This window comes from bacterium (assembly GCA_035530055.1).
Lineage (GTDB): Bacteria > UBA6262 > WVXT01 > WVXT01 > WVXT01 > WVXT01.
This window is the reverse complement of sequence record DATKVN010000046.1, coordinates 1-4,413: the sequence shown is the minus strand read 5'-3', so window position 1 is coordinate 4,413 and position 4,413 is coordinate 1. Positions and strand designations below refer to the sequence as shown.

General features: G+C 43.7%; 4 protein-coding genes. 2 read left to right on the top strand and 2 right to left on the bottom strand.

From position 1 onward, the window contains the following. Together rph and VMW39_04040 are read right to left on the bottom strand one after the other, a co-directional pair. Positions 1-286 (bottom strand): ribonuclease PH (gene rph, locus VMW39_04045; protein HUW23184.1); only part of this gene is annotated, 286 nt, incomplete at its 3' end. Between the two features lie 5 nt (positions 287-291). Further along, positions 292-3,009, bottom strand: a complete 2,718-nt coding sequence (locus VMW39_04040; protein ID HUW23183.1) for a valine--tRNA ligase — start codon at positions 3,007-3,009, stop codon at positions 292-294. Between the two features lie 446 nt (positions 3,010-3,455). Here VMW39_04040 and VMW39_04035 point away from each other — a divergent pair, with 446 nt between their 5' ends. Then, entirely contained in the window at positions 3,456-4,055 is a 600-nt protein-coding gene (locus VMW39_04035; protein ID HUW23182.1) for a hypothetical protein, read from the top strand. A 15-nt stretch (positions 4,056-4,070) separates the two neighbouring features. After that, a partial coding sequence (locus tag VMW39_04030; protein HUW23181.1) for a hypothetical protein occupies positions 4,071-4,413 on the top strand: 343 nt, incomplete at its 3' end.

Here is a 4,413-nt window from a genome sequence, read left to right as displayed (position 1 = left end):
GGGAGCGACCTATAAGTCTCTGAATCTCCTGGGTGCGTCCGGACAACCTGAACCTCTCCCTTTCTGAGCGTGTGTCTGTGGCTCTGGGCAACATAGCGTATTCACCGGTTACCCATCCAGTACCGGTATCGTGCAGGTGCGGAGGTACTCTTTCCTGTACAGAAGCGCTGCAGATTACCTTTGTTCCCCCTGCTTCCACCAGACAAGACCCTTCGGCATACTTCAGATAGTCCCTGGTTATCTTTACTGGACGAATCTTATGGTTCTGCCTTCCGTCTTCACGCATCTGATTCACTCCTTGATTAACTTTAAGTTTTTTAGTAATTTATCTCTTGTAATCTCGTATTCTTCTTTCTGTTTCTTTACTTTCTCTACAACCGGAGATGGAGCTTTCTTCAGAAACTCTTTATTTTTCAATTTCTTGTTAGTTCTGTCGAGTTCAACTTCTATCTTTTCAATTTCCTTACTCAACCTTTCTACTTCTCGATGGATATCAATCATTCCCTTCAAGGGAACGTATATCTCTACGTCACCAACGACGGCAGTGGCACACTCTTCTGGTTTCTTGATACCCTTATCAGCTACGACTTCTTTCGCCTTTGTTAAACTCTTTATATACAGAATGTGTTCATCCAGAAGTGCCTTCTGTTTTCTCTCAGATGGCTTAATAAATACTTCCACCATCTTGGCGTGTGGAATTCTCATTACGCTACGCACATTCCTAACTTGAGAGATTACATCTATGACCAATCCCATCTCTTCTACGGCATCCTCATCCCTTCCTTCTCTTCCGGGAAGAGGCCAGGAAGCAACCATTATAGATTCTTCTCTGTCCGCCGGAGAGATATTATTTAACAGATGCCATATATCTTCTGTAATAAACGGCATTATTGGATGGAGCAACTTTAAAGTTCCCGCAAGCACGTAAATGAGCACAAACTGAGCCACCTCTTTCTCGCTCGGCTCCTGGCCATAAAGTCTCATCTTGGCGAGTTCCAGATACCAGTCACAGAACTTACTCCAGATAAATTCGTAGAGAAGCCTTGCTGCCTTACTTATATCATATTCCTCAAAGGCAATAGTGACCTCTTCTATCGCCCGATTATACTGGTCCAAAATCCATCTATCGGGTAAAGTGAGCCTTTCTCTGATAGAGACATTCTGGGTTGGCGTGCCGGTAGGCAATTTGAACCCTTCCAGATTCATAAGCACCAACCGCGAAGCATTCCATGTCTTGTTAGCAAAATTCCTTCCCGCCCTAAAATTATCTTCGGAGAGCTGAACGTCCCTTCCCATCACCCCGCCGCATGCCATGGCAAACCTCAGGGCATCGGTTCCATATTTCTCCACCGTCCCTAAGGGGTCGATAACGTTCCCTATAGACTTACTCATTTTCCTTCCCTTGGCGTCCCGCACTATACCATGAATGTATACGTCAGAAAATGGGATATCGTCCATCAATGTCAGTCCCATCATAACCATTCTGGCCACCCAGAGATAAAGAATCTCGTATCCTGTAACGAGAACAGAAGTGGGATAGTAGTAGTCAAGGTCATTGATTACCTTCTCACTTTTCGCTTTATTGGGAACCCTGTCTTTTTTCCTTGGCCAGCCGAAAGTAGAAAAAGGCCAGAGAGCTGAAGAGAACCAGGTATCCAATACATCAGGGTCCTGAACAAGATTGCTATTGCCGCACTCAGGACATCTTTCCGGTCTTTCCACCGCTGCAACAGGGGAACAGCCCTTCTGGCAGTACCACACGGGTATCCTGTGTCCCCACCATATCTGACGGCTAATACACCAGTCATGCAATTCTTCAAGCCAGTTCAAATATGGCTTAGTCCAGTTTTCAGGAACAAGGCGCACTTTCTTCTTTCTGGAAGCTTCAATTGCTTTTTTTGCCATCTCCCCTGTCTTCAGATACCACTGTTCAGATACCAGTGGTTCCAGAATAGTCTGACAGCGGTAACAATGGCCAATCGAATAGTTATAATCCTCAATCTTTTCTAAATACCCTTTCTCCTTTAGTTCTTCTACCAGCTCCTTGCGGCACTCAAACCTGTCCTTCCCCTGATACTTCCCGGAAGCTTCAGTCATCCTGCCCTGCTCATTAATAACCTTCACACCTGGCAGGTTGTGCCTCTGGGCTATCTTAAAATCATCCGGGTCGTGTGCAGGGGTTACCTTCACCGCACCACTACCAAAAGCAGAATCTACAAACCCGTCAGCAACAATGGGAATGGCACGGTCCATAATGGGCAATATAACTTCGCTTCCAATTAACTCCTTATATCTCTTATCCTTTGGGTTAACAGCAACTGCTGTATCCCCCAACATAGTTTCCGGTCGTGTGGTAGCTACCATAACAAAAGAGGATTCACCCTTCGAATTTTTGAGGGGGTACTTTATATACCATAATTTGCCCCTAACTTCTTCGTGTTCCACTTCGATATCTGAAAGAGCGGTCTGGCACCGGGGACACCAGTTGACAATGTACTCACCCCTGTATATCAATCCCTTTCCATAGAGGTAAACGAAAGCCTCTAAAACAGCCCTTTCACAGACACTATCCATAGTAAACCGGGTGCGCTCCCAGTCACAGGAACAGCCCAGCCTCTTCAACTGTTCAAGAATTGTATTCCCTACTTTGCTGCGCCATTCCCACATCCTTTCCAGGAACTTCTCCCTACCCAATTTCTCCCTGGTCAATCCCTGGGAGAGAAGCTCCTTCTCCAGGACGTTCTGGGTGGCAATTCCTCCATGGTCTGTTCCAGGAAGCCAGAGTGCATTATAACCCTGCATTCTCTTTAGTCGAATTAGAATGTCCTGTAAAATATTATTCAAAGCATGCCCCATATGGAGGGAGCCAGTAATATTGGGAGGTGGGATAACTATAGTATAGGGCTTCATTTCTGGCCTGGGTTCGCTGTGAAAATATTTCCTCTCCAGCCAGAAGTCATACCATTTCTTCTCTGTAACCTTTGGATTATACTTTGTGGGAATTTCCACTTTAAAGCCCCCTGAAAAAGTCAGTTAAGTCCTTAATTAACTCTTGATTTTAACACATTTACAAATGAAATGCAAATTAAAAATGGGCTATTTTCTGAAGTTAACAAAAAATTAACATTTTTTTAACCTCTCCATAACTATGGATAGTATATACTTATATGTAGAAGATGGAAAAAAAGTGACAGGTACTATTTTTTCTGGTGGGTCACCCTTCAGGGTGACGGAACATGGTACCATAAATGGTGCCCGACCAGTAAAAGGATTTGTAGGCACAATTTCAAATTGTGCAAGAAAGGAAGAACCGTGGTGGTCCACTCCGGAATAGGCAGGTACTCGGGGTCGTCTCTGACCCCGAGATGAAAGGTGGCAAGTTTTGCCGGGTTTGTCGGGCTCGGGGACGAGCCCGACTACCAGAGTTCTCGTTTGGTAAAAAAGGAGGTCTTAAAATGAAAAAAGTAATCTTATTATCTGTCTCAATTTTGTTAATTTCTTTAGCGTATTCTTTTGCCGAAGTTCCCTGCAAGATTAACTATCAGGGAAGGTTAATAAAGGATAATGTGCCTGTGGATGGAACAAAAACAATGGTATTCAGTATATATCCTGATGCTGTAGGTGACAGTCCAATATGGACCAGTGGAAATGTAAGTGTTGAAGTGCATAATGGATTATTCAGGTATGTTTTAGATTTATCAAGCATAGACGACTGGTCAGCAGGCCAGGCGTTGTACTTAGAAGTAATCGTTGATGGAGAAACATTAACTCCCCGGGAAGAGCTATCTGCCTATCCATATGCAATAAACTCACATTTACTTGAAGGGAAGACAAAGGAGTATTTTATAAACACATCAGCAGAGGCACAGACAAAACAGGGTAATTTGAATATTATGGGCAACCTCGGCATCGGGACGACAAGTCCTGGGGCGAAGTTGGAAGTGCAAGGCGGATCGATTAAAGCAACAGGGGGTTTGATTATAGAGACAAGAACTTCAGACCCGGCAAGTCCATCCACAGGTCAAACGTGGTTAAGAACTGATATTACTCCTTAATTTCCGGAGATTATTATGACAAGAACTAAATTTTATAAGAGAATTTCGGTTTCGCTCATTTCAGTTCTATTTGCTGTATCTTTTTTATCAATATTTTACACTCAAGAAATATATGCTGAGAAGGGTTTCCAAGACATCGGTTTAAGAATTTATAACGGTACTGAGATTGTTTACATTGCAGCCGAACCTGCAGGAACGTTAACTTCTTCCTTAAGAATTGGTAAAAATGGCGTTATACATGGCATTGTTCTGGTAGAGCCGGGAGATGCAAATGACTCTGGCGTAAGAATCCAGACAAGTTCAGGAATAAAGGCCTTAAGAAAATATGTGTTCCTCCCAACAGCATATGTGAGCATCA